The organism is Pseudokineococcus sp. 1T1Z-3 (assembly GCF_037482365.1).
GTDB lineage: Bacteria > Actinomycetota > Actinomycetes > Actinomycetales > Quadrisphaeraceae > Pseudokineococcus.
Genome location: NZ_JBBHZF010000007.1, coordinates 1 through 23,644, shown reverse-complemented (window position 1 = coordinate 23,644; position 23,644 = coordinate 1). Strand labels below are relative to the sequence as shown.

Below are 23,644 nucleotides of genomic sequence, written 5' to 3'. Positions count from 1 at the left end.
CCGCCCCTCCCCCGCGATGTGTGACCTCGACGCGGTCAGGCGCCCGCGCGACGAGGTCACACGTCGCAGGGGTGGGCGCGAGAAGGTCGCACATCACGGAGAGGGACGACCGAGGTGACGGACGGGTGCAGACGACGACGAAGGGGCACCTGGACAGGTGCCCCTTCGTCGTCCAGCATCCGCCTGACGGCGGCCGGTCAGGTCAGGTCAGGCCGTGGCCCCCACGCGGAACCGCGCGAAGCCGGTGATCTCGACGCCGGCGTCCTTGGCGTAGGTGCCGACGGTCTTCTTGGCCTCCTTGGCGAAGGCCTGCTCCAGCAGGACGTTCTCCTTGAAGTACCCGTTGACCCGGCCCTCGATGATCTTCGGCATCGCCTGCTCGGGGCGGCCCTCCTCGCGAGCGGTCTCCTCGGCGAGACGACGCTCGCTGGCGACGACGTCCTCGGACACCTCCTCGCGCGTGAGGAAGGTCGGGCTCATCGCCGCGGCGTGCATGGCGACGTCGCGGCCGACCTCGTCGGCCCGCCCGCCGCTGGCCGCGACGATCGCGCCGATCTGCGGGGGCAGGTCGGGGCTCGTGCGGTGCAGGTAGGAGACCACCTGCTCGCCCTCCAGACGGGCGACGCGGCGGACCTCGATCTTCTCGCCCAGCGAGGCGTTGCCCTCGTCGAGCACCTGCTGGACGCTCTGGCCGTCGAGGTCGGAGGCCAGCAGGGTCGCCGCGTCTGACGCGCCGACGGCCACGGCCTGCGCGAGCACCCGCTGGGCCAGCGCGCCGAAGGGCTCGCTCTTGGCGACGAAGTCCGTCTCGCAGTTGACCTCGACGAGCGTGCCGACGCCGCCGTCGACGTGCGCCGCGACGAGCCCGTTGGAGGCCGTCCGGCCCTCCCGCTTGGTGACGCCCTTGAGGCCCTTGACGCGCAGGAACTCCTGCGCGGCGGCCAGGTCGCCCTCGGACTCCTCGAGGGCCTTCTTGCAGTCGAGCATCCCCGCGCCGGTGGTCTCGCGGAGCTTCTTGATGTCAGCGGCGGTGTACGCCATGAGGTCTCATCTCTCCTCGTCGGTGGGAGGGGTCGGCCCCCGCGGGGCCGGTCGGGCCGAGGAGGCAGCTTCGTGCCCGCCTCCCCGGCCCGGTTCGGTGTCAGGCCTGGGCCGACTGCTCCTGGGCCGGCTGCTCCTGGGCCGGCTCGCCCGCGGCAGCCTCGGCCGGGGCCGCGTCGGCGGGCTCGCCCGCGACGGCCTCGGCGACGGCGGAGGCGTCGGCCCCGGCGACGGAGCCCTCGACAACCTCGGCCTCGGCGTCACCGCCGCGAGAGGCGTGCCCCTCGGACGCACCGGACTGGTCGGGCCCGGACTCGAGGAGCTCGCGCTCCCACTCGGCGAGCGGCTCGGACGCGGAGGCGCCCTCGCGCTGGCCGCCGCCGGCACGCTGCAGCAGGCCGTCGGCGACGGCGTCGGCCACGACGCGCGTGAGCAGCGTGACGGAGCGGATGGCGTCGTCGTTGCCGGGGATCCGGTAGTCGACGACGTCGGGGTCGCAGTTGGTGTCCACGACGGCGACGATCGGGATGTTCAGCTTCTTGGCCTCGTCGACGGCCAGGTGCTCCTTGTTCGTGTCCACGATCCACACGGCGCTCGGCGTGCGCGCCATGTCGCGGATGCCGCCGAGGGTGCGGTCGAGCTTCTCCTTCTCGCGGCGCATCATTAGGAGCTCCTTCTTGGTCCGCCCGCTGGCGGCGACGTCGTCGAAGTCGACGAGGTCGAGCTCCTTCATGCGCGCGAGGCGCTTGCTCACCGTCTGGAAGTTGGTGAGCATCCCGCCCAGCCAGCGCTGGTTGACGTAGGGCATGCCCACGCGGGTGGCCTGCTCGGCCAGCGGCTCCTGGGCCTGCTTCTTCGTGCCGACGAACAGCACGGTGCCGCCGTGGGCGACCGTCTCCCGGACGAACTCGTACGCCCGGTCGATGTAGGTCAGCGACTGCTGCAGGTCGATGATGTAGATGCCGTTGCGCTCGGTGAAGATGAAGCGCTTCATCTTGGGGTTCCAGCGGCGGGTCTGGTGGCCGAAGTGGACACCACTCTCCAGCAGCTGGCGCATCGTGACGACGGCCATGGGACGTGCTCCTCTCGACCTCCGCCACGGGCGGAGGTCCCGGTTGACCGCGCGAGCCCCCTGCGGGCCGCGCCCTGGCGCCCGCGGCGCACCTGCTCCGCGCCACGTCGAGGCCCGGACCGGGAGGTGCGCCCCCGTCTGCTCGACGGTCCGCGGGCGCGCGAAGTAGGCCGGCGAGAGCCGACCCCGAGTCGAGAGTACGCCCCCGCCACCGGTGCCCGCGACGCCCTGGGGCCTCGGCGACCGCTCGCCCCAGCCGCCCCGACCGGCCCTCGTCGTCCTCACCAGATGTATCAGTCGTCTTGCACGAGTGCACAACAACCCTCCCGGCGGCTACGGTCCATCGCCGGCCGGCAAGACCACGACGCCGCAACCACGAGCCACGGGCGTCCTGCCCGACGCCCGCCGCACCGGGTCCGGCTCCACCGGCTCGACCGAGGACCATCCCCAGCACCGCGACCCCCGACCAGCACGGGCACCCGCCCGCAGGAGGACTTGTGAGCAACGAGGTCGAAGCACCCAGCAGCAGGGACGAGGACGCCGGCGGGGTCGGCGTCGAGGTCGACCGGCCGCGCGTCAACCCGCTCGTCTTCGCCGCCTCGGCGATCGCCGTGCTGGCCATCGCGCTCTGGGCGCTGGTGGACAACGACGGCGCCGGCGCGGTCATCGGCGGGCTCGTCGGGGCCATCTCCGGCTCCTTCGGCTGGTACTACTTCGTCGTCGCGACCGTCGTCCTGGTCTTCGTCGTGGGCGTCGCCGTCAGCCGGCTCGGCAACGTCCGCCTCGGGCCCGACCACGCCCGCCCCGAGTACAGCCTCTTCACGTGGACGGCGATGCTCTTCGCCGCCGGCATCGGGATCGACCTCGTCTTCTTCGCCGTCTCCGAGCCGGTCACGCAGTACCTGGAGCCGCCCACCGGTCCGGGCGAGACGGTGGAGGCGGCCCGCCAGGCCGTCGTCTGGACGCTCTTCCACTACGGCGTCACGGGCTGGGCGATGTACGCCCTCATGGGCATGGCGCTCGGCTACTTCGCCTACCGCTACGAGCTGCCGCTGTCGATCCGCTCGGCGCTCTACCCCCTCGTCGGCAAGCGCGTGCACGGGCGCTTCGGCGACGCCGTCGACGTCGCCGCGGTCCTGGGCACCATCTTCGGCATCGCGACGTCCCTGGGGATCGGCGTCGTCCAGCTCAACTTCGGCCTCACCGTGCTCTTCGGCATCGAGCAGGGCAGGTCGGCGCAGATCGGCCTCATCGCCCTGTCGGTCGTCATGGCGACGATCTCGGCCGTGGCCGGGGTGGACAAGGGCATCCGCCGCCTCTCGGAGCTGAACGTCCTGCTCGCCGCCGGGCTGATGCTCTTCGTGCTCGTCAGCGGCCGCACCGGGTTCCTGCTCGACGGCCTCGTGCTCAACATCGGCGACTACGTGAGCCGCTTCCCGAGCCTCACGCTCAACACCTTCGCCTTCGAGCAGCCCACCGAGTGGCTCAACGCCTGGACGCTGTTCTTCTGGGCCTGGTGGATCGCCTGGGCCCCCTTCGTCGGGCTCTTCCTCGCCCGCATCTCCCGCGGCCGCACGATCCGGCAGTTCGTCGCCGGCGTGCTCGTCATCCCCTTCGGCTTCATCGTGCTGTGGATCTCGATCTTCGGGAACAGCGCGCTGGACCTGCTCCGCACGGGGGACGCCACCTTCGGGCAGGCGGCGGTCGAGACGCCCGAGAGCGCCTTCTACGCCCTGCTCGCCGAGCACCCCGGTGCCTTCTTCACCGCGGGCCTGGCCACGCTCATCGGCCTGCTCTTCTACGTGACCTCGGCCGACTCCGGCGCCCTCGTCATGGGCAACTTCACGAGCCGCCTGCCTTCCTCGGCCCACGACGCCCCCGTGTGGCTGCGCGTGTTCTGGGCGGCGGCGACCGGCCTGCTGACGCTGGCGATGCTGCTCGTCGGCGGCGTCCCGACGTTGCAGAACGCGACGATCATCATGGGGCTGCCCTTCTCGGTCGTCATGCTCATGGTGATGGTCGGGCTCTACCGGGCCCTGCGGGTCGAGAGCTTCCGGGAGGCCAGCCACCGCGCCGTGCTGCGGTCGTCCCTGTCGGAGCGGACGTCGCCCGACCGCGCCGGCCGCAGCTGGCGCCAGCGCGTCGCCCGTGCGGTCAGCCACCCCGACCGGGCGGCGACCGAGCGCTTCCTGCGCGACGTCGGCCGGCCGGCGCTGGAGGAGGTCGCGGAGGAGCTGCGCACGCAGGGCATGGACGTCGAGCTCACCGAGGGGCCCGAGGCCGCGGGCGGGCTCGCGCACCACGACCTCGTCGTCGCCATGGGCACGGAGCAGCCGTTCGCCTACCGGATGTGGCCGACCACGGCGGCGATGCCGTCCTACGCCAAGCGTGCCCAGAGCGCGCAGGACGTCTACTACCGCGTCGAGGTCTACCTCACCGAGGGCAGCCAGTCCTACGACGTCATGGGCTACACGCGCGAGCAGGTCATCGGCGACGTCCTGGACCAGTACGAGCGCCACCTGGAGTTCCTGCGCCTCGGCCGGACCTCCGGCACGCCGAACGCGACCTCGGTGCTGCCCGACGACCCCACCCCCACCGGAGGACCCACCGCATGAGCACGACCACCACGACGGGCGGCCCCGCCACGCAGGCCCCCGCCCCCACCAGCCTCTACGTCGACGGGCGGTGGCGGGCCGCCTCGGACGGCGGCACGCGCGAGATCCGCTGCCCCGCCGACGGGAGCCTCGTCGCGACCGTCTCCGAGGCCACCGACGACGACGTCCGCGACGCCATCGCGGCCGCCCGCCGGGCCTTCGACGACGGCGAGTGGCGCACCTGGACGGCGGCCCGCCGCGGCGCCCTGCTGCGCGACGTCGCCGCCCGGCTGCGCGAGCGCACCGAGGAGTTCGCCCGCGCCGAGTCCCTCGACACGGGCAAGCGGATGGTCGAGAGCCGCGTCGACATGGGCGACATCGCCGACTGCTTCGAGCACTTCGGCACCCTCGCCCCGCACTCCGCCGGCCGGCTGGTCGACGCGGGCGACCCGATGGTGCTCTCCCGGGTGCAGACCGAGCCCGTGGGCGTGTGCGGGCTCATCTCCCCGTGGAACTACCCGCTGCTCCAGGCGGCGTGGAAGATCGCCCCGGCGCTCGCGGCCGGCTGCACCTTCGTGCTCAAGCCGAGCGAGCTGACGCCGTCGACGGCCATCCTGACGATGGACCTGCTCACCGAGTGCGGGCTGCCGGCCGGCGTCGCGAACCTCGTGCTCGGCTCCGGCGTGACCGCCGGCGCGCCGCTGGCCGAGGACCTGCGCGTCGACCTCGTCTCCTTCACCGGCGGTCTCGAGACGGGCACGAAGATCGCGGCCTCCGCGGCCGCGACGGTCAAGAAGGTGGCGCTCGAGCTCGGCGGCAAGAACCCCAACGTCGTCTTCGCCGACGCGGCGATGGACGCGGCCCTCGACAACGCGCTGAACGCCGCCTTCGTGCACTCCGGCCAGGTCTGCTCGGCCGGGGCGCGCCTGGTCGTCGAGGAGTCGATCCACGACGAGTTCGTCGACGAGCTGGTGCGCCGAGCGCAGCTCATCCGCATGGGCGGGCCCTTCGACGAGGACGCCCAGACGGGGCCGCTCATCTCCGCCGCCCACCGCGACAAGGTGCACACCTACGTCCGGCGCGGGGTGGAGGAGGGCGCCGTGCTGCGCTGCGGCGGCGAGCACGCCGAGGACGGCGACCTCAAGGCGGGCTTCTTCTACCCGCCGACGGTGCTGGACGGCGTCCGTCGCGGCATGTCCGTCGTCGTGGACGAGGCCTTCGGCCCGGTCGTCACGGTCGAGACCTTCACGAGCGAGGACGAGGCGGTGGCCATCGCCAACGACACCACCTACGGCCTCGCGGGCGCCGTGTGGACCCAGGACGCCGGCAAGGCCCAGCGGGTGGCCAACCGGCTGCGCCACGGGACGATCTGGATCAACGACTTCCACCCCTACCTCGCGCAGGCCGAGTGGGGCGGCTACGGCCGCTCCGGCATCGGCCGCGAGCTGGGCGAGGCCGGCCTGGCGGAGTACCAGGAGACCAAGCACGTCTACCAGAACCTCGACCCGCAGGTCACCGGGTGGTTCGCCGAGCAGGAGGAGCAGGCATGAGCGCGTCGGAGAGCACGGGGTCGCGGTTCGCGGTGCCGGGCGCCGTCCCCACGGACGCCGACTACGTCGTCGTCGGCGGCGGCTCGGGCGGCGCGGTGGTGGCCGCCCGGCTGTCGGAGGACCCGGGCACGACGGTCGTCCTGCTGGAGGCCGGGCCGACCGACGTCGGGGACCCGGCGATCCTGCCGGTGCGGGAGTGGATGAAGCTGCTGGAGAGCGGCTACGACTGGGACTACCCGGTCGAGCCGCAGGAGAACGGCAACTCCTTCATGCGCCACTCCCGGGCGAAGGTCCTGGGCGGGTGCTCCTCCCACAACTCGTGCATCGCCTTCTGGGCGCCGGCGGAGGACCTGGACTCCTGGGCCACCGAGCACGGCGCGACCGGCTGGGACGCCGAGTCGGTCCTCCCGCTCTTCACGGCGCTGGAGGACAACGCCGACGAGGGCGCCCACCACGGGCACGACGGGCCGGTGCGGCTGCGCACCATCCCCGGCGGCGAGTACGACGCCTGCGGCACCGCGCTGCTGGCGGCGTGCGAGGAGGCCGGCATCCCGAACGTCCGCTTCAACGACGGCACGACCGTCGTGGAGGGGGCGAGCTGGTTCCAGGTGAACGTCCAGGACGACGGCACGCGGGCGTCCTCGTCGGTGTCCTACCTGCACCCGGTGCTGGACCGCCCGAACCTGCACGTCCTCACCGGCTGGCAGGTCACCCGGCTGGTGGTCGAGGACGGCCGCTGCACCGGCGTCGAGGTCGCCGACCCCGACCTGGTGCACACCCACGTCGTCCCGGCCGCGCGCGAGGTCGTCCTCTCGGCGGGGGCCGTGGACTCCCCCAAGCTGCTCATGCTCTCGGGCATCGGGCCGGCCGAGCACCTGCGCGAGATGGGCGTCGAGGTGCTCGTGGACTCCCCCGGCGTCGGCGAGCACCTGCAGGACCACCCCGAGGGCGTCATCCAGTGGGAGGCGCGCCAGCCCATGACGCGCGAGGCGCTGCAGTGGTTCGAGATCGGCATCTTCACGCAGACGCCGCGGGCGCTGGCGGAGGGCTTCGACCGGCCGGACCTGATGTTCCACTACGGCCAGGTGGCCTTCGACATGCACACGCGTCGTCAGGGCTACCCGACCACGGACAACGGCTTCTGCCTCACGCCGAACGTCACCCACGCCCGCTCGCGCGGGACCGTGCGGCTGCGCAGCCGGGACTTCCGCGACAAGCCGCGGGTGGACCCCCGGTACTTCACCGACCCCCACGACATGGAGGTCATGGTCGCCGGGCTGCGCAAGGCCCGGGAGATCGTGGCCCAGCCGGCGATGGCCGAGTGGGTCGGGCGCGAGCTCTCCCCCGGCGCGGAGGTGACGAGCGACGAGGGCCTCGCGGAGTACGTGCGCCGGACGCACAACACCGTCTACCACCCGGCGGGGACGGTGCGGATGGGCGCCGACGACGACGCGATGTCGCCGCTGGACGCGCGGCTGCGCGTCAAGGGCGTCGAGGGCCTGCGGGTCGCCGACGCCTCGGTGATGCCTGAGCTGACGACCGTCAACCCCAACATCACGACCATGGTCATCGGCGAGAAGTGCGCCGTCATGGTGCGTGAGGACGCCCTCGCGGGCATGGCCGTCGCGGACTGAGGTCCCCACCACCACGCAGCCGGAGGCCGGCGCCCACAGGGGGCGCCGGCCTCCGGTCGTCCACAGACCCGTCCCTGCAGCCCGAGGGCGCCGGCCGGCGACGGCAGGGTCGGGGACGTGCTCCTCCCCCCTCCGCCCCGCAGGCTCCCGGCGCGTCACCCCCCGCAGACGTCCGGCGTGCGCGGCGTCGTCGGCCGCGGCACCGCCCTGGCCCTCGTGCTGTGCGCGCTCGCGCTGGTGGCGCCTGGCGGTGCGACGGCGGCGCCGCGGGGCGTGGGCAGCCCGGCGGCAGCACCGGCGTCGTCGGCCGCGGCCGGCGCCGCACCGGCAGGCCGGCCCTCGCCCGCGAGCCGCTGGTCGTGGCCGCTCGCCGGTGAGCCGCGCGTCGAGCGTCCCTTCGTCGCGCCGGCGCAGCGGTGGTCACCCGGGCACCGGGGGGTGGACCTGGCGGCCGTCGCGGGCGGGCAGGTCCTGGCCCCGGCGGCCGGACGCGTCACCTTCGCGGGCCGGGTGGTCGACCGAGGAGTCGTCGTGGTCGAGCACGAGGACGGGCTGCGCAGCAGCCTGGAGCCGGTCGAGGACCCACCCCCGGTCGGGACGTCGGTCGCCCGGGGTGACGCGGTCGGTCGCGTGGGCGCCGAGGGCGCCCACTGCCCGGGCTGCCTGCACTGGGGGGTGCGCCGCGGCACGGGGCGCGACGCCGTCTACCTGGACCCGCTGTCGCTCCTGCGGCCGGCGGCCCCACCGGTGCTGCTGCCGCTGCCGCCCGGCGGGTCTCCCGGGGCGCCGTCGCGCTGACCGCTAGCCGGCGTCGGCGAGCTTGGTCCGCAGCTGGAGGACGGCCTTGGAGTGCATCTGGCAGATGCGTGACTCGGTGACGCCGAGCACGCGGCCGATCTCCGCGAGCGTCATGTTCTCGTAGTAGTAGAGGGTGACGACGATCTTCTCCCGCTCGGAGAGCTGGTCGATGGCCCGGGCGAGGAGGAACTTGGTCTCCTCGCCCTCGAAGGCCATGACGGGGTCCTCGGCGCGGGTGTCCTCGAGGGTGTCGCCCAGGGAGAGGCTGTCGCCCTTCTCCCCGCCGGTCAGCAGCTCGTCCAGCGCCACGAGGTTGACGTAGGAGACCTGGCTGAAGATGTGGTGCAGCTCCTTGACGGGCACGCCCATCTTGGCCGCCACCTCCGGCTCGGTCGGGGTGCGGTGCAGGCTCGCCTCGAGCTCGGCGTAGGTGCGCTCGACCTCGCGCGCCTTGCTGCGGACCGAGCGGGGGATCCAGTCGAGCGCCCTCAGCTCGTCGATGATGGCGCCGCGGATGCGCTGGATGGCGTAGGTCTCGAACTTGATGGCGCGCTCGAGGTCGTACTTCTCGATGGCGTCGATGAGGCCGAAGACCCCGTAGGACACGAGGTCGGCCTGCTCGACGTTGGAGGGCAGGCCGACGCCGACCCGGCCCGCCACGAACTTGACCAGCGGCGAGTAGTGGAGGATCAGCCGCTCGCGGACGGCGGCGTCGCCCGTCGTCTTGAAGCGCACCCAGAGCTCGCGGACGGCGGCCTCGGCCACCTCGGCGGGGGTGGGCTCCCGCTGCTCGTCGGTGACCGCCGGGTCGGGCCCGGCGGCTGCCGACGGTCCGGGCCGCCGTGCCGAGGGCGAGGTGCGCTGGCTCACACGACCTCCTCAGGTCGTCAGGACCCCGGGCCGCACGGGGGCGTGGTCAGTCGGGCGGGTGAGGCGGGTCTGGCGGTGCTGCTGGTCAGGCGGTTCTCGCGGTGCGGGTGGTCAGGCAGGTCAGGCGGCGGGGTGGTGGCCGTCACGGCGCGGACGCCGCCAGCTCACGCCCGAGGGTGCGCCTGGTGGTAGCCCGCCCGGAGCCGGTCGACCGAGACGTGGGTGTAGAGCTGGGTCGTGGCCAGGCTCGAGTGCCCGAGCATCTCCTGCACGCTTCTCAGATCAGCCCTTCCGTCCAGCATGTGTGTCGCCGCGCTGTGACGCAGCGTATGCGGACTCACCGGTCGTGACACAACTTGCCCGCTGATACGTCCGACGGCCTCCCGGGCGGACCGCTGCCCCCACCGTCCGCCGCGCGCCCCCAGCAGCAGTGCGGGCCCGCTGTCCGACTGGGCCAGAGCGGGTCTGCCCAGCGTCAACCAGCTGCTCAGCGCGACGTCCGCCGGGGCGCCGTACGGCACGACCCGCTCGCGCCGGCCCTTGCCCATCACCCGGACGGTCCAACGCTCGCGGTCGACGTCGTCGACGTCCAGACCGACGAGCTCGCCGACGCGGACCCCGGTGGCGTAGAGGAGCTCCAGCGCGACGTGGTCCCGCAGCGCACCGGGGTCTCCCCCTGCGGCGTCCTCCCGCGCCCGTGCGAGCACCTCTCCGACGGCCGCGCCGGACAGGACGTGCGGCAGCGAGCCACGTCGAGCGGGCGAGCGCAAGCGGGCGCCCGCGTCGCCGTCGCTCGCGCCCGTGCGAGCCAGCCAGGCGGTGAAGGCGCGGGTTGACGCCGCCCGTCGGGCGGTCGTCGCCCGGGAGGGCTCGGCGGCAGCCGGAAGACCCCGCCCCGCCCCTGGCCCTGTCGCAGCCGGTCCGGTGAGGGGCACCGCCGCCCCGGCCAGCCAGGCGCGCAGGGCGTCGAGGTCGACGTCGGCGACGTCCAGGCAGCCGCGGGCTGCGGCGTGCGTGAGAAGACGGCGGACGTCACCGGTGTAGGCGCGCACGGTGTGGGGCGAGCGCCCGCGCTCGACCGTGAGGTGCTCGGCGAACCGCGCGAGCAGCTCTTCGCCGCGGGCGGGCAGGGGCTCCACCGACCTCCTCGGCCGCTGCTCGGCGGCAGCGGGCGCCGCGCGCTCGACGGGCTGCACGGGCGCAGGGACGCGCTCGGTCATGACCCCCACCTCTGGCGACCCCTGCTCCCAGCCACGCCGCTACGGTGGCTCAGCCCGACGGCGTCCGCAAGAAGTTGCGGCGCAACATCTCCGAGACGGAGCAGACGTCGGCCGAGGAGGGCGCCTCACCTCGCCCGCGCGGCCCGCCGCCAGAGCGCCCCTCGGTCGTCCGCGCCGACCTGCTCGGCGTGCCCCGACAGCTGCAGCCGCCCCAGCGCCCCGACCACCGTCCGCTCGTCGAGCCCGGCGGCCCGCGCGACCGAGAGCGCCGGCGCCCCGCGCCGGACGGGCAGCGCGTCGGCGACGCGGAGGTCGTCACCCTCGAGCCCGTCCAGGGGTCGTCGTCGCCCTGTCCCACTGGGCAGCGTCGGGTCGCGGGAGGCCCCGTCGACGGCGTCCACGAGCTCGAGCACGTCGGCCGCCTCGGTGACGCAGGTCGCCTGGAGCTCGCGCATGATCCGGTGGCAGCCGGCCGAGGTCGCCGAGGTCACCGGCCCGGGCACCGCGCCGAGCGGTCGTAGGAGGCCCGCCGCACGCGTGGCCGTGCTGAGCGCGCCCGACCGCCACGCCGCCTCGACGACCACAACGGCGCTGGAGGCCGCCGCGACGACCCGGTTGCGCTCGAGGAAGCGCCAGCGCGTCGGGGCCGACCCGGGCGGCTGCTCGGACACGACGACGTGCTCGGCCGCGATGCGTGCCAGCAGCTGCTCGTGGGCCACCGGGTAGGCCCGGTCGACCCCGCACGCGAGCACCGCGACGGTCGCCCCGCCGACGGCCAGCGCGGCCCGGTGGGCGGCGGCGTCGATGCCGAAGGCACCCCCGGAGATGACGGTGACGCCCCGCTCGGCCAGTCCCACGGCGAGCTCGCCCGTGACGTGCTCGCCGTAGGGCGAGGCCGCCCGTGCCCCCACGAGGGCCACCGAGCGCTCCGCGAGCGGACCGAGCCGACCGGCGCCGCGGACCCACAGGCACGCCGGCGCGCTCTCGCCGAGGTCGTCCAGGCGCCGCGGCCACTCCTCGTCGTCCGGGACGACGACGCGCCCGCCCAGCCGGTGCACCACCTCGGCGTCGCGCAGCGGCTCCAGCCCCGGCAGCCGGGCCCGCCACCGGTCGAGCCCGGCGCTCAAGGCTGCCCGCGCGCGAGCGGTCCCGAGCCGCTCGTGCCGGCCGAGCCCCGCGGCGTCGCCCGCACCGCCGGCCAGGACGAGGTCGAGCGCCTCGACCGGGCCCAGCGCCGAGCGCAGGGCGCCCGCTACCGAGTCGCCGGGCTCGGCGAGCCGGCTCCACGCCACCCGGGCCCACCGCTCCTCGCTCGCCCACCCGGGCACCGGTGGCCCGACCGGCAGGCGTCCGGCGCTCACGCGGCCCTCCCCCGCAGCCGCAGCAGCAGGGCCGAGCCCACGTGGTCGCGCGTGGGCGTGACGGCGCCCTCGAGGTCGGCCAGCGTCCAGGCGGTGCGCAGGACCCGGTCGTAGCCGCGGACGGTGAGCCGCCCCCGCTCCAGCGCGACGTCGAGGTCGGCCACGACGGGCTGCGCCAGGCGCAGCCTCCCGCGCAGCAGCGAGCCGGGCGCGTCGCCGTTGCAGGTCGCGCCGGTCCCGGCCAGCCGCTCGACCTGCGCCGACCGGGCCGCCCGCACCCGGGCGGCCACGGGCGCCGTGGACTCCCCCGGCTCGCCGGCGGCCAGCGCCGCCCGGGAGGGCGCCGTCACCTCGACCTGCAGGTCCACCCGGTCCAGCAGCGGCCCTGACAGCCGCGCGAGGTAGCGGCGGCGCTCCAGCGGAGAGCACGAGCAGTGCTCGCCCTTGCCGCTGGAGCGCCCGCACGGGCAGGGGTTGGCGGCCATGACCAGCTGGAAGCGCGCCGGGTAGCGCGCCGCACCCCCGGCACGGGCGATGACCAGGCTCCCCTGCTCCAGCGGCTGGCGCAGCGCCTCGAGCACGTCCTTGCGGAACTCCGGGGCCTCGTCGAGGAAGAGGACCCCGCGGTGGGCGCGCGAGGCCGCCCCGGGACGGACGACCCCGCTGCCCCCGCCGACGACCGACGGCGCGGTGGCCGTGTGGTGGGGGTCCTCGAAGGGCGGGCGACGGAGGAGACCCTGCGAGGCGTCGAAGGTGCCGGCGACGGAGTGCACCGCGGTGACCTCGACGGCCTCGGCGTCCTCCAGGTCCGGCAGCAGCCCCGGCAGGCGGGCGGCGAGCATCGTCTTGCCCGCCCCCGGCGGGCCCAGCATGAGCAGGTGGTGCCCGCCCGCGGCGGCGACCTCGACGGCGCGGCGCGCCTCGACCTGGCCGACGACGTCGGCGAGGTCCGGCGGCGGCGCGGGGCACGCCGTCGCCGGCGGCAGGCGGTGGCCGTCGTCGTCCGGGTCGCACCCGTCCTCCACGCGACCGCCGTGCTCGCGCACGACTGCGGCGAGGCTGGCGGCGCCGACCACCTGGGCGCCGGGCACCAGCTCGGCCTCGGCGGCGTTCTCGGCCGGGACGACGACCCGCGGCAGCCCCGCGGCGACGGAGGCCACCACCGCGGGCAGCACGCCGCGGACGGGGCGCAGCCGCCCGTCCAGGCCCAGCTCGCCGAGGTGGGTCCAGCCGCGGACGACCTCGCGCCCCAGGCGGCCCTCGGCGGCCAGCACGGCCACGGCGACCGCGAGGTCGAAGCCGGCACCCTGCTTGGGCAGCGACGCCGGGGACAGGTTGACCGTGACCCGCTTGGACGGCAGCGCGCACCCGATGCCCGACAGCGCCGCCCGGACCCGGTCGCGCGACTGGCCGAGGGAGGTGTCCGGCAGGCCCGTGACGACGAAGGCCGGCAGCCCCGGGGTCACGAAGGCCTCGACGTCGACGAGCGCACCCGCCATCCCCACGAGCGCGACGCCGCGCGTCGTGCCGAGCCCCATCACGCCACCCCGCGCAGGTGCTCGACGAGCGCCGGGCCCCGCGTCGGCCGCAGCACCGCGACGGCGTCGACCCGCAGCGAGCCGGCGCGCTCGCCCGTCGCGTCGGCGAAGGCGACGAGCAGCCGCCGCACCCGCGCCGCCTTGACCGGCGTCACCGCCTCGAACGGGTGCCCTGCGGCCGGCGTCCCCGTCGGCCCGCACCGCCGCGTCTTGACCTCGACGGCGACGAGCGCGTCGCCGTCGCGCACGACGACGTCCAGCTCACCCCGCACCGGTGCGGCGCACCGCCAGTTGCGGGCCACCACCGTCATCCCCGCGGCCTCCAGGTGCGTCACCGCCACCTGCTCGCCGTACCGACCTACCGCGTCCGTCACCCGCACGCCCACCACCTCCGGGCGGAACACTGGCGAGGCACGGGGGCCGCGCCGGCTCGGCGGGGCGCAGGAGTGGACAACCGCCCCGCCCGGCGGCCTGTGGGCGCCGGGGCGACCTCGCCGCTCGCGCGAGCAGGTCGCGCCGCGGGCGGAGACCCGCTAGGTCTCGGGGACCTCGAGCTCGGTCTTGGCGAGCTCCTCGACGTTGACGTCCTTGAAGGTGACGACGCGGACCTGCTTGACGAACCGCTTGGAGCGGTAGACGTCCCAGACCCACGCGTCCCCGAGGGTCAGCTCGAACCAGACCTCCCCGTCGGTGCTGCGCGGCACCAGGTCGACGGAGTTGGCGAGGTAGAAGCGCCGCTCGGTCTCGACCACGTAGGAGAAGAGGCCCACGACGTCGCGGTACTCGCGGTAGAGCGCGAGCTCCATCTCGGTCTCGTAGTCCTCGAGGTCCTCGGCGCTCACCAGCTAGGCCTCCACCCGTCGTGCGCCGGCGTGCTCCGGCTCCCGGGCCCCCATCCTGCCCGACGGCGAGGGCTCCTCCCCCGCCCCGGGCGGCACGGCCCCCGAGTCCTGCGTGGGCAGGCGCCACGAGCGGCGGTGCTGGTGGCAGGGCCCGTGCCGGCGCAGCGCGGCGAGGTGCTCGGGCGCCGAGTAGCCCTTGTTGCCGGCCCACCCGTAGCGCGGCTCGCCGACCCCGAGCGCCCGCATGAGCGCGTCCCGCTCCGTCTTCGCCAGGACGCTCGCGGCGGCGACGGCGGCGCACCGCAGGTCGGCCTTGACCTGGGTCTGCACCGTCCACGCCTCCCGGCGGGCCGTCCCCCGCGGCCGCGGCGTCGACAGCCAGTCGTGGGACCCGTCGAGGACGACGACGCACGGCCGCACCCCGGCGGCCGCCAGGGCCCGGCGACCTGCGAGCCGCAGCGCCGCGGTGAGCCCGAGGGAGTCGACCTCCCCCGCGCTCGCGTGCCCGACCGCCTCCGCCACGGCCCACCGGCGCAGCCGCGGCGCCAGGCCCTCGCGGACCTCGGGGGCGAGCAGCTTGGAGTCCCTCAGACCGGCCGGGGCGGTGCGGGTCCCTGCGTCGACGACGGCGACCCCGACGCTCACGGGCCCGGCGAGCGCCCCCCGGCCGACCTCGTCCATGCCCGCGACGAGCAGGTGCCCCTGCCGCAGCAGCGCCCGCTCGGCCCGCAGCGTCGGCGCCGGCGACGGCCTCGACCGCAGGCGGCCAGGCACGGGCGGGAGGCGGGAGGGTGCTGCCCCGCTCACGAGCCGGGCACGGGCGACGGCGCAGGCGTCAGCTCCCCGCCGCCCGGAGCGCCCTCAGCCTCACCCGAGCCGTCGACGGCCGCCGACGCCGCCTCGGGCACGCCGCGGAAGGCGTCGCCGCCCTCGCCCAACCAGTCCCACCGGTCCAGCGGCCACACGAGCAGCACGGCGCGCCCGACGACGTCCTCGACCGGCACCGTCCCCCCGCCGGGCAGCGCGGTGTGGGCGCGGCTGTCCAGGGAGTCGCTGCGGTGGTCACCCATGACCCACAGCTGGTCCTCCGGCACGACGACGCTGAAGGCCTCGGCGCTCGCGACGTCGCCTGGGTAGAGGTAGCGCTCGCGCAGCGGCTCGCCGTTGACGAGCACCGCGCCCGACCCGTCGGCGGAGACCTCGTCGCCGGGCAGCCCGACGACCCGCTTGATGAGGTGCTCGCCGGAGTCCTCGGGCAGGACGCCGACGAAGCTCAGCACGTCGGCGAAGACCTGGCCGACGGCCGTGCGCTCCGGCGCGGGCGCCTGCGTGAGCCAGCCGCCCGGGTCGGTGAACACGACGACGTCGCCGCGCTCCAGCGCGAAGGGGCCCGGGGTGAGGCGGCTGACGAGGACCCGGTCACCGACCTCCAGCGTCGGCTGCATCGACTCCGAGGGGATGTAGAAGGCCTGCACGAGGAAGGTCTTGAGCAGCAGCGACAGCACCAGCGCCGTCACGACCACGACGACCACCTCGCGCAGCGCCGCGAGCGGGCCGCCGCGACGCGTCCGCTCGGGGGGCTCGGCGCTGTTGGCGACCGTGGACGCGGGCTCCGTGGAGGGTGACCCGGCAGGCGACGGCCCGACAGGACCGGGGTCCTCGTCCGACCCGCGCTCGGAGCTGCTCACCGACCTCGCCCTCTCGCCGACCTGCCGACCGGCACGTCCGCCCGGCTCCCGCGCACCGGGCTCTCACCCGCGCCGAGATCTCACTCGTCCCTCCCTAGCCTCGCACGACGACGCCCCCGGTCCGCACGGACCGGGGGCGTCGCAGGTCGCGCCGAGGCGCGGAGCTCGTGCCCGAGACGGGCTGCTCAGCGGGAGACGGGCTCGCGCTTCTCCTTGATCTTCGCGGCCTTGCCGCGCAGCTCGCGCAGGTAGTACAGCTTGGCCCGACGGACGTCACCGCGCGTGGCGACCTCGACGTGGTCGATGGCCGGGGTGTGGACCGGGAAGGTGCGCTCGACGCCGACGCCGAAGCTCACCTTGCGGACCGTGAAGGTCTCGCGGACACCGTCGCCCTGACGTCGGATGACGACGCCCTGGAACAGCTGGACGCGGGAGCGGGTGCCCTCGACGACCTTCACGTGCACCTTGACGGTGTCGCCGGGGCGGAAGTCGGGCATGTCGTCGCGCATCGAGACCGCGTCGAGACCGTCCAGTGCCTGCATCGTCTGCTGCTCTCTCGCGGCCGCCGCAGGACGGTCGCGCACTCGTGGCCGGGCACCGGGCCCTTGCCTGCTTCGTCGTCATGAGCCGGGAGACGGCCCACCGCCGCCTCGACCGGGAGGTCGTCGGGCCCCGCTCGCCCCCCTGCGGCAGGGGCGGGCCCGGGATCGGCTCGACGGGCAAGTCTGCCACAGCCGGCGCCGCGCACCTGACGACGCCGGGGCCGGGCTCAGCCCGGCGGCGTCCAGCCCTCGTCGGCGAGCACGTCGAGGTCGGAGGCACCCAGGGCCTCGGGGTGCTGGGCGTGCAGCGCCGCCAGCAGGTCCGGACGACGACGGGCCGTGCGGCGCAGCCCCTGCTCGCGGCGCCACCTGCTCACCTCGCCGTGGTGGCCCGAGGACAGAACCGCTGGCACCTCCAGGCCCCGCCAGGTGGCCGGCCGGGTGTAGACGGGGTGCTCCAGCAGACCCTGCTCGTGGGACTCCTCCGCCAGCGACGCCGGGTTGCCGACGACGCCCGGCAGCAGCCGCCCGACGGCCTCGACGAGCGCCAGCGCGGCGACCTCGCCGCCGTTGAGCACGTAGTCCCCGAGGCTGAAGGGGAGCACCCGGTAGCTGCGGGCGGCGTCCTCCACGACCCGCTCGTCGATGCCCTCGTAGCGCCCGCACGCCAGGACGAGCCGTGGCTCGGCGGCCAGCTCGTGGGCCAGGGCCTGCGTCAGGGGGCGTCCCGACGGGCTGGGCACCAGCAGCACGGGGAGGTCGGCGTCGCCGGCCCCGCGTGGGGCGGGCAGGTCGCCCACCCGGCCGTCGGGGCCCTCCCCCCGCCGGACGGCGTCCAGAGCCCGCCCCCACGGCTCGGGGAGCATGACCATCCCCGCGCCGCCGCCCGCGGGGGTGTCGTCGACCGTGCGGTGCCGGTCGTCGGTCCAGCCGCGCAGGTCGTGGACGTGGACGGCGAGCAGCCCCAGGCGCTGGGCCCGCCCGAGCAGCGACAGGCCGAGGGGCGCGAGGTACTCCGGGAAGACCGTGACGACGTCGACGCGCACGTCAGGGCTCCTCGCCGTCGTCGCCCGTCTCGTCCTCCGCGGCGGGCACCGCCTCGAGCAGCCCGCCGGGCGGGTCGAGGACGACGCGGCCGGCCCGGACGTCGACCTCGGGCACGATGGCGGCGACGAAGGGCACGAGCGCCCGCGCGCCCGAGCTCTGGCGCACGACGAGGACGTCCTGGGCCGGCAGGTGGGTGAGGTCGACGACCTCCCCGACGTCCCGGCCGTCCCGCAGGACCGCGCGCAGCCCCACGAGCTGGTCGCGGTGCCAGGCGTCGTCCTCGGCCTCGGCCGGGTCGTCGGGGTCGACGTCGACGAGCAGGAGGACCCCGCGCAGGTCCTCGGCCGCGCTGCGGTCGAGGACCTCGGTGAAGGCGACGAGGAGGCGGCCCTGGTGGTCGCGGGCCTGCTCGACCGTCAGGACGCCGACGTCGGGGTCGGTGCGCAACCGCGCCCCGGGCGCCAGCCGGCGCTGCGGGGCGTCGGTGCGCACCTCGAGAGTGACCTCACCGCGCAGGCCGTGCGGACGGCCGGCACGGGCGACGACGAGCTCCATCACGACGACCGCCCCGGCGGTCAGCGGCTGCGGTCGACGTCCACGACGTCGACGCGCACGGGCCCGTCGTCGCGGGACAGCGCCGAGAGCACCGTCCGCAGCGAGCGGGCCGTGCGTCCGGCCCGCCCGATGACGCGACCGAGGTCGTCGGGGTGGACCCGGACCTCGAGCACCGTCCCGCGACGCATCGACCTGCTGGCGATGCGGACGTCGTCGGGGTTGTCCACGATGCCGCGGACGAGGTGCTCGAGGGCGTCGGCGAGCACGTCAGGCCTTCGCGACCGGTGCGTCCTCGGACGGCGCCGCCTCGGCGGCCTTCGGCGCAGACGCCTTCGCGGTGGCGTCCTCCTTGGGGGCCAGCTCGGCCGGGCCGCTCTCGCGGGCAGCGGCCTCGAAGGCGGCGCGACGGTCAGGCTTGGGCGTCGGCTGCTTGAGGGTGCCCTCGGCGCCCGGGAGGCCCTTGAACTTCTGCCAGTCGCCCGTGACCTTGAGGAGGGCCTCGACCTGCTCGGTCGGCTGCGCGCCGACACCCAGCCAGTACTGCGCCCGGTCGGACTTGATGTCGATGAGCGAGGGGTCCTCGGTCGGGTGGTACTTCCCGATCTCCTCGATCGCCCGGCCGTCGCGCTTGGTGCGCGAGTCGGCGACGACGACGCGGTAGTACGGGGCCCGGATCTTGCCCAGGCGCTTGAGACGGATCTTCACTGCCACGGTGGAGGGGTTCTCCTGGTTCGTCTGGGGTGAGCGCCGACACGGACGGGTGGGGGCCGCCGTCACCGGTGCTGCAGGACTCGCCCGCGCCGGGGAGAGAGGGCCCCGGCGCACGCGGTACAGCGGGCCAGTCTGCCAGACGCCGCCGCCCGGCTGCGACCACGCGGCCTGCCCGCCGGGGCGCCCGCCGGGCAGGGCGCTCCTCAGCGACCGAGCAGCTTGTCGAAGCCCGGCGGCAGCTGCAGGTCCTCGGTCGTCCCCGCCTGCTGATGCCCCTGCTGCTGACCGGTCGGCAGGCCGAAGGCCGACCCGGGCGCCGACGCCTGGCGGGCGGTCGCCCCCTGCTGCTGCTGGGCACGCTTGGCCGGGTTGCCCGACTTGCTCTTGCTCTTCTTGGGCGGCGCGGTCCTCCCCCGCGACTTCTTGCCGCCACCCGGCAGCCCGGCCATGCCGCCGCCGGGGCCGTGGCCGCCGCCCATGCCGCCGAGCATCCCCGCCATGCCCCCGGCGCCCATGCCGCGGCCGCCTCCCTGGCGCATCGAGCGCATCATCGTCTGGGCCTGCCCGAATCGCTCGAGCAGCTGGTTGACGTCGGTGACGGTGCGTCCGGAGCCCTTGGCGATGCGGGACCGCCGCGAGCCGTTGATGATCTTCGGGGTGCGGCGCTCGGCCGGCGTCATCGACCGGACGATCGCCTCGATGCGGTCGATCTCCCGCTCGTCGAAGCTCTCCAGCTGCTCGCGCATCTCCCCCATGCCGGGGAGCATCCCGAGCATCTTCTTGATCGAGCCCATGTTGCGCAGGCCCTGCATCTGCACGAGGAAGTCCTCGAGCGTGAAGTCCTCGCCCGAGGCGAACCGGCCGGCGAGGTCGGCGGTCTGCTCGGCGTCGAAGGCCTTCTCGGCCTGCTCGATGAGGGTGAGGACGTCCCCCATGTCGAGGATGCGCGAGGCCATCCGGTCGGGGTGGAAGACCTCGAAGTCGGTGAGCCCCTCGCCCGTCGAGGCGAACATCACCGGGCGGCCCGTCACCGAGGCCACCGACAGCGCCGCGCCGCCGCGGGCGTCGCCGTCGAGCTTGGAGAGCACGACGCCGGTGAGCTCGACGCCCTCGAGGAAGGCCTGCGCCGTCGCGACGGCGTCCTGGCCGATCATCGCGTCGACGACGAAGAGCACCTCGTCGGGCGAGGTGGCGGCGCGGATGTCGGCGGCCTGCGCCATCATCTCGGCGTCGACGCCGAGGCGGCCGGCGGTGTCGACGACGACGACGTCGTGGTGGTGCTCACGCGCGTGCGCGACGCCGCGGCGAGCCACGTCGACGGGGTCCCCGACGCCGCTGCCCGGCTCGGGCGCGAACACCGTGGCGCCTGCACGCTCGCCGACCACCTGCAGCTGCTGCACGGCGCCCGGGCGCTGCAGGTCGGCGGCCACGAGCAGCGGTGCGTGGCCCTGGTCCTTCAGCCAGCGGCCGAGCTTGCCGGCCAGGGTCGTCTTCCCGGCGCCCTGCAGGCCGGCGAGCATGATGACGGTCGGCGGCGTCTTGGCGAAGGACAGCCGGCGGGTCTGCCCGCCGAGGACGCCGACGAGCTCCTCGTGGACGATCTTGACGACCTGCTGCGCCGGGTTGAGGGCTCCCGAGACCTCCGCGGACAGCGCCCGCTCGCGCACGGTCGCCGCGAACTGGCGGACGACGGGCAGCGCGACGTCGGCGTCCAGCAGCGCCCGGCGGATCTCGCGGACCGTCGCGTCGACGTCCGCCTCGGACAGCCGGCCCTTGCCGCGCAGGCCCTTGAAGGTGGCCGCCAGCCGGTCGGAGAGGGAGGAGAACACGGGGCGAGGTTACCCGCCGGCACCCGCGGCCCCACCGCCCCGCGCCCTGCACCGCGCGCCCTGCGCCCCCGCCCGTGGACGCCGGCCCGCGGACGTCGGCCCGGTGCCCGGCCGGAGCGCCGTCAGCCGCCCGCCGCGACGCCCGCCGTCGGCGCGGACGAGCCGTCGGCGTCGGCGGAGGCCGCGTCGGTGAGGACGCCGACCACGCGCGCGGTCCGCCCCGGGCTGAGCGGCCCGCCCTCTGGCTCGCAGAGGTAGAGGACGTCGACGGCGCGCGCCGAGTGCGTGGCCACGTGGGCGCTGCGGACGTCGACGTGCTCCTCGCGCAGCGCGCTGCCGAGCCGGTGCAGCAGCCGCGGCCGGTCGGCGGCCCGGACCTCGACGACCGTCGCGTCCAGCGAGGCACCGGGCACGACCAGGACGCGCGGCGGCGCGTCGACGCCCGGGTGCGGCGGTCGCCAGCCGGCGTCGCGGCGGGCCAGCCGGTCCAGCACCGAGGCGTCGCCGGCCTCCAGGCGCAGCAGGTCGGTCCGCAGCACGGCCGGGTCGGGGACGCCGCGGCTGCTGTGCACCCACCAGGTGTCGACGGCGACGCCGTCGACGGTGCGGACGAGCGCGGAGCGGACGGCCAGCCCGTGGGCGGCGAGCAGCCCGGCGACGTCCCCGAAGAGACCCGGCCGGTCGGGGGCCACGACGGTGACGCCGTGCAGCCCCAGCAGCGGGCTGGTCTCCACGCGTGGGCCGCCGTCGGCGAGGACGGCCGCCACGAGACCCCGCTCGGCGGCGGTCAGGGGCGCCGGACCGGGGGGCTCGCGGCCCTGCAGCGCCGAGCGGGCCCGGGCGACGAGGTCGTCGACGAGCCGGCGCCGCCAGGCGGTCCACGCGGCCGGACCGGCGGCACGGGCGTCGGCCTCGGTGAGCGCGCGCAGCAGGTCGAGCAGCTCCTCCCGGCCGTCGACGGCGTCGACCAGCTCGCCGACCGTGCGGGGGTCGTCGGGGTCGCGCCTCGTCGCGAGGTCCACGAGCGTGAGGTGGTGGCGCACGAGCCGGCGCACGTCCTCCACGTCCCCCTCGGGCAGCCCGACGCGGCGCGCGACGGCGGCCGCGAGCGGCGCACCGACCTCGCTGTGGTCACGGGCACCGGCGACCTTGCCGAGGTCGTGCAGCAGGCACGTGACCAGCAGCAGGTCCGGCCGGGCGACGTCGGCGAGCAGCTCTGCCGCCTGCACGCACGTCTCGACGAGGTGACGGTCGACCGTGTGGCGGTGGATGACGGTGCGCTGCGGCCGGTTGCGCACGGCGACCCACTCGGGGAACCAGGTGGTGACGAGTCCGACCTGGTCGAGGGTCTCCCACACCGGCACCTGCGCCGCGCCCGTGCCGAGCAGCTCCAGCAGCGCCGCGCGGGCCGGCGCCGGCCACGGCTCGGGCAGCGGGCGCGCGCCGGTCGCCAGGTGCCCTGCCGTCACGGGCGAGAGGGGCAGGCCCTCGCGGGCCGCCGCGGCCGCCGCGCGCAGGGCGAGGGTCGGGTCGGCCGAGGGCCGGGCCCCGGCGCCCAGGCACAGCTCGTCGTCGTGCTCGACGAGGTCGGCCTCGACCTGCCGGTGCTGCGGGCGGCGCCGGCGCCAGCCGCGCCGGGTCGCCGCCGCCCCGGTGGCCGCGCGGGCGGTGACGTCGAGGGACCAGGCGAGAGCCCGCGCCGCCTGGGCCACCTCGGCGAGCAGGGCGTCGGCGTCCTCCAGCCCCATGGCGACGGCGACGGCGTCCTGCTCGTGCAGGGGCAGCCGGTCCCCGGGGCGGCCGGTGACGGCGTGCAGGGCGTCGCGGACGTCGAGGAGCCGCAGCCGCGCGGACGTCGCGGTGCCGTGCGGGGCGTCGGCGAGCCAGCTCGCGACGATGGACTGCAGCACGACGGCGTCCCGCAGGCCGCCGCGGGCCTCCTTGAGGTCGCCCTCCAGCAGGTAGGCGAGCTCGCCGTGGGCGGCGGCGCGCTCGGCGGCCGCGGCCAGCAGGTCGGGCAGCCGGCGGCGCGCGGACCGCCGCCAGTCCTCGCGCAGCGCCTCGCGGGCGTGCAGCGCCATGGCGGCGTCGCCCGCGACCGGCCGCAGGTCGAGCAGCCCGGTCGCCGCCGACAGGTCCTCGGCGGCCACCTGCCGGCAGCCCTGGACCGAGCGGACCGAGTGGTCCAGCCGCAGCCCGGCGTCCCACACGGGGTACCAGAGCCGCTCGGCGAGGTCGGCGAGCCGGTCGTCGTCGAGCGTGCGACCGTCGTGCAGCAGCACGAGGTCGACGTCGCTGGCCGGCCCCGCCTCGCGGCGCGCGTGGCTGCCCACCGCGACGAGCGCGACACCGGGCACCTCACCACCGGACCCACCACCGGACCCACCACCGGGGACCTGACCGACCCCCCGGACCGCCTCGCCCCACACCTGGTCGAGCCAGGCGTCGACCAGGTCGGCGAGGCGCTCGCGCCGCCCCGGCCCCGCGGCGGGGTCGTCCAGCCCCGCCCGGACGGCCAGGGTCAGCCGCTCCGTGCGCAGGTCCCGTCGACGTCCCCCCGCCGCGGCACCGCCTCCCGCACCGGCTGCAGCTCTGCCGGCCATCGACACCTCCCTCCGTCTGCCCGTCGTCGACGCACCGTGCCCGTCGTCACCGCCCGTGCTTGAGCGGTGACGCGACGACGGCGCGGTGCCCTCGCGGGGGGCACCGCGCCGTCGTCGAGGCTCGCCGTCAGAGGGCGTCGAGCCCGCGC

The 23,644-nt window shown here is 75.7% G+C and carries 21 protein-coding genes; 4 read left to right on the top strand and 17 right to left on the bottom strand.

All coding sequences use genetic code 11. The features are described 5' to 3' along the window. Nucleotides 1-207: 207 nt before the first annotated feature. Nucleotides 208-1,041 (bottom strand): translation elongation factor Ts, encoded by an 834-nt coding sequence (tsf, locus tag WDV86_RS02955; RefSeq protein ID WP_339566101.1) that lies wholly within the window; start codon nt 1,039-1,041, stop codon nt 208-210. 100 nt (nt 1,042-1,141) lie between these two features. Next, entirely contained in the window at nt 1,142-2,113 is a 972-nt protein-coding gene (rpsB, locus tag WDV86_RS02950) for a 30S ribosomal protein S2 (protein WP_339566100.1), read from the bottom strand. Between the two features lie 497 nt (nt 2,114-2,610). Between rpsB and betT the strand changes: the two genes are divergently transcribed. From betT to WDV86_RS02930, 4 genes are all read left to right on the top strand, one after another. Next, the gene (betT, locus tag WDV86_RS02945) at nt 2,611-4,728 is read left to right on the top strand and encodes a choline BCCT transporter BetT (protein ID WP_339566099.1); all 2,118 of its coding nucleotides are present in this window, start codon (nt 2,611-2,613) and stop codon (nt 4,726-4,728) included. Further along, nucleotides 4,725-6,257 carry an aldehyde dehydrogenase family protein gene (locus tag WDV86_RS02940; RefSeq protein WP_339566098.1) on the top strand — a complete coding sequence of 511 codons (1,533 nt, stop codon included), beginning with the start codon at nt 4,725-4,727 and terminating at the stop codon, nt 6,255-6,257. Before betT ends, WDV86_RS02940 begins: the two co-directional genes overlap by 4 nt. Further along, nucleotides 6,254-7,891, top strand: coding sequence for a GMC family oxidoreductase (locus tag WDV86_RS02935; protein ID WP_339566097.1), 1,638 nt, complete (start codon nt 6,254-6,256; stop codon nt 7,889-7,891). The genes WDV86_RS02940 and WDV86_RS02935 overlap by 4 nt, the downstream gene beginning before the upstream one ends. A 117-nt stretch (nt 7,892-8,008) precedes the next feature. After that, nucleotides 8,009-8,689, top strand: a complete 681-nt coding sequence (locus WDV86_RS02930) for a peptidoglycan DD-metalloendopeptidase family protein (RefSeq protein ID WP_339566096.1) — start codon at nt 8,009-8,011, stop codon at nt 8,687-8,689. Nucleotides 8,690-8,692: 3 nt separating this feature from the next. On the opposite strand, the gene whiG is transcribed toward WDV86_RS02930, so the two are convergent. The 15 genes from whiG to WDV86_RS02855 all read right to left on the bottom strand — a co-directional run bounded on the left by whiG (nt 8,693) and on the right by WDV86_RS02855 (nt 23,495). Then, on the bottom strand, nt 8,693-9,559 hold the full coding sequence (gene whiG, locus WDV86_RS02925; protein ID WP_339566095.1) for an RNA polymerase sigma factor WhiG: 867 nt from the start codon (nt 9,557-9,559) through the stop codon (nt 8,693-8,695). 164 nt (nt 9,560-9,723) lie between these two features. Beyond that, nucleotides 9,724-10,779, bottom strand: a complete 1,056-nt coding sequence (locus tag WDV86_RS02920) for a tyrosine recombinase XerC (RefSeq protein WP_339566094.1) — start codon at nt 10,777-10,779, stop codon at nt 9,724-9,726. Between the two features lie 125 nt (nt 10,780-10,904). Next, nucleotides 10,905-12,140: a DNA-processing protein DprA gene (gene dprA / locus WDV86_RS02915; RefSeq protein WP_339566093.1), complete on the bottom strand. Its 1,236-nt coding sequence runs from the start codon at nt 12,138-12,140 to the stop codon at nt 10,905-10,907. Then, a complete protein-coding gene (locus WDV86_RS02910; protein WP_339566092.1) occupies nt 12,137-13,678 on the bottom strand; it encodes a YifB family Mg chelatase-like AAA ATPase in 1,542 nt (513 codons plus the stop codon). Before WDV86_RS02910 ends, dprA begins: the two co-directional genes overlap by 4 nt. Beyond that, the gene (locus tag WDV86_RS02905) at nt 13,678-14,058 is read right to left on the bottom strand and encodes a YraN family protein (protein WP_339566091.1); all 381 of its coding nucleotides are present in this window, start codon (nt 14,056-14,058) and stop codon (nt 13,678-13,680) included. Before WDV86_RS02905 ends, WDV86_RS02910 begins: the two co-directional genes overlap by 1 nt. Nucleotides 14,059-14,211: 153 nt before the next feature. Then, nucleotides 14,212-14,520 (bottom strand): DUF2469 domain-containing protein, encoded by a 309-nt coding sequence (locus tag WDV86_RS02900; RefSeq protein ID WP_339566090.1) that lies wholly within the window; start codon nt 14,518-14,520, stop codon nt 14,212-14,214. Nucleotides 14,521-14,523: 3 nt separating this feature from the next. Continuing rightward, nucleotides 14,524-15,294: a ribonuclease HII gene (locus WDV86_RS02895; RefSeq protein WP_339566089.1), complete on the bottom strand. Its 771-nt coding sequence runs from the start codon at nt 15,292-15,294 to the stop codon at nt 14,524-14,526. Between the two features lie 29 nt (nt 15,295-15,323). Continuing rightward, nucleotides 15,324-16,208: a signal peptidase I gene (gene lepB, locus WDV86_RS02890; protein ID WP_339566088.1), complete on the bottom strand. Its 885-nt coding sequence runs from the start codon at nt 16,206-16,208 to the stop codon at nt 15,324-15,326. 185 nt (nt 16,209-16,393) lie between these two features. Further along, nucleotides 16,394-16,750, bottom strand: a complete 357-nt coding sequence (gene rplS, locus WDV86_RS02885; RefSeq protein WP_339566087.1) for a 50S ribosomal protein L19 — start codon at nt 16,748-16,750, stop codon at nt 16,394-16,396. A 227-nt stretch (nt 16,751-16,977) separates the two neighbouring features. Next, entirely contained in the window at nt 16,978-17,796 is an 819-nt protein-coding gene (gene trmD / locus WDV86_RS02880; protein WP_339566086.1) for a tRNA (guanosine(37)-N1)-methyltransferase TrmD, read from the bottom strand. Nucleotide 17,797: 1 nt separating this feature from the next. Beyond that, a complete protein-coding gene (gene rimM, locus WDV86_RS02875) occupies nt 17,798-18,352 on the bottom strand; it encodes a ribosome maturation factor RimM (RefSeq protein ID WP_339566116.1) in 555 nt (184 codons plus the stop codon). A gap of 20 nt (nt 18,353-18,372) precedes the next feature. Next, entirely contained in the window at nt 18,373-18,618 is a 246-nt protein-coding gene (locus tag WDV86_RS02870; RefSeq protein ID WP_339566085.1) for an RNA-binding protein, read from the bottom strand. A gap of 1 nt (nt 18,619) precedes the next feature. Next, nucleotides 18,620-19,063, bottom strand: a complete 444-nt coding sequence (gene rpsP, locus WDV86_RS02865; protein WP_339566084.1) for a 30S ribosomal protein S16 — start codon at nt 19,061-19,063, stop codon at nt 18,620-18,622. Between the two features lie 203 nt (nt 19,064-19,266). Continuing rightward, nucleotides 19,267-20,892: a signal recognition particle protein gene (gene ffh, locus WDV86_RS02860; RefSeq protein WP_339566083.1), complete on the bottom strand. Its 1,626-nt coding sequence runs from the start codon at nt 20,890-20,892 to the stop codon at nt 19,267-19,269. 122 nt (nt 20,893-21,014) lie between these two features. After that, a complete protein-coding gene (locus WDV86_RS02855) occupies nt 21,015-23,495 on the bottom strand; it encodes a [protein-PII] uridylyltransferase (RefSeq protein ID WP_339566082.1) in 2,481 nt (826 codons plus the stop codon). Between the last annotated feature and the right edge of the window lie 149 nt (nt 23,496-23,644).